We start from the raw sequence: 1,489 nt of genomic DNA, 5'->3' as shown, positions 1-1,489 counted from the left end.
TAGAAACTGCGAATGGAGAGGAGGTTAAAAGAGTTAAGTCCCGGAGTGATCGATACGACGCGAATCAGTGATCGACCTTTCATGCGAAATCGTGATCGATTGTCATGCGAATCACTGATCGATCACGATGCGAATATGCAGCGTGCACATCTGACACTGCGTAACCGATTGCAACGGCTCAATGGCTTTGTTGAATAATACGGAATAATGCTGTTATGACACGCCTGTTTTGGATTAAAATGTTGATCGCTCCGGGATGCATCACCACGCTCTGGATTTAACATACTGATTTTACGTCAAGGGAATCCGCAGCCTTTATGGCTACGCAGTATAATATCTATTTATTCAACAAAGCCCGCCTCAATCGCAAGACGCTCGGATATTCAAAATCATCCGAAATGCACGATAGGATCATCGGTACTTATATCGAACGCGAGTACTACGTTTGATGCTACATCAACTCATTGAATACACGACCCACTGGCTTAATACCCGTAAGGCCAAACCCGAGACGGTCGGCGTTAAACGCAAGCGGAAAAAGCGGTCCGCCAAAACAGAAAAACAGGGCGATTATCTGGTAGGCAGTGAGGAAAACGTGCTGGTTCTGCGCCATACCTACGCCTCAAAGCACAATGCTGAACGGGCGGCCAGAGCGAACTGGGAGCGTCTGCAACGCGGCGTCGCCACCTTCGCCATCACGCTGGCACGCGGCCGCGCCGAACTTACCCCCGAAATGCCGGTCAGGGTCAGCGGCTTTAAAAAAGAAATCGACTAGGCCGCCTGGACACTGGTTACCGTGACGCACACGCTCAATAGCAGCGGATTTACCACCGCCCTGGAGCTGGAGGTAAAAATCGATGCGCTTGAAATGGAATGAGAAAAACGGAAATGCTACACTGACCGCTACCACCGACCTTAGTCGGGTGCGTGATGGAGAGCACTCACGCCATGATGCATTGCACCCTTTGCGCCCAGGCCGCCCATACCCGTACCAGCCACTACATTACGACCACCACCAAAGAGCGCTACAATCAATGTACCAACATTAATTGTGGTCACACCTTTATCACACACGAAGCCTTTACCCACTCCATCTGTGTTCCCTGGCAGATAGAACCTGCGTCACCCCACCCAGGCCAGAACTGCCAGGGAATGCTACAATTTTGATAGGAAAATTAGGGGCAGCGGCTTTTGGGGCGGGGATGCCTTGCAAAACCTCTGATTGCAAATAGTGTTACATCAATGATAACCTCATAAACACTAAGTATACTAAACTAATTTACATTGCATTAACACGGTGTCGTATGAAAACTTATTTTGAAATCATTATAATCGCGTAAAATGATGCTAGGCTGTGTCCCTTAATTGCCTGAGTTATAGTAACCGTATGTTTCCACAGTATATTGAACTATGGCTCGCTACGACCTTCCCGATGAAGCATGGATGATCATCCAGTCTTTACTGCCTGCTGAACCAGCAATACCACGTG

General features: G+C 48.6%; 2 protein-coding genes and 2 pseudogenes. 3 read left to right on the top strand and 1 reads right to left on the bottom strand.

All coding sequences use genetic code 11. The features are described from left to right. Positions 1–122 precede the first annotated feature (122 nt). Entirely contained in the window at positions 123–284 is a 162-nt protein-coding gene (locus tag QZ506_RS20095; protein WP_291973428.1) for a hypothetical protein, read from the bottom strand. Between the two features lie 48 nt (positions 285–332). Between QZ506_RS20095 and QZ506_RS20090 the strand changes: the two are divergent. The 3 genes and pseudogenes from QZ506_RS20090 to QZ506_RS20080 all read left to right on the top strand — a co-directional run. Next, positions 333–449, top strand: a pseudogene (locus QZ506_RS20090) (IS1 family transposase); the annotation flags it as partial. Positions 450–478: 29 nt separating this feature from the next. Continuing rightward, positions 479–877 (top strand): annotated as a pseudogene (locus QZ506_RS20085) (phage late control D family protein); the annotation flags it as partial. A gap of 71 nt (positions 878–948) precedes the next feature. After that, complete coding sequence (locus QZ506_RS20080; RefSeq protein ID WP_291973430.1) at positions 949–1,167, top strand: ogr/Delta-like zinc finger family protein; 219 nt, start codon at positions 949–951, stop codon at positions 1,165–1,167. The last annotated feature ends 322 nt before the right edge of the window (positions 1,168–1,489 follow it).

The organism is Candidatus Symbiopectobacterium sp., from assembly GCF_020054415.1.
Taxonomy (GTDB): Bacteria; Pseudomonadota; Gammaproteobacteria; order Enterobacterales; family Enterobacteriaceae; genus Symbiopectobacterium.
The sequence above is the reverse complement of the archived record's forward strand: the minus strand, read 5'-3'. Positions and strand labels throughout refer to the sequence as shown.

What these genes read in the sequence shown, in the direction of transcription:
- QZ506_RS20080 (WP_291973430.1), top strand. Translation starts at nt 949, where the DNA reads ATGATGCATTGCACCCTTTGCGCCCAGGCCGCCCATACCCGTACCAGC.
- QZ506_RS20095 (WP_291973428.1), bottom strand. Translation starts at nt 284, where the DNA reads ATGTTAAATCCAGAGCGTGGTGATGCATCCCGGAGCGATCAACATTTT.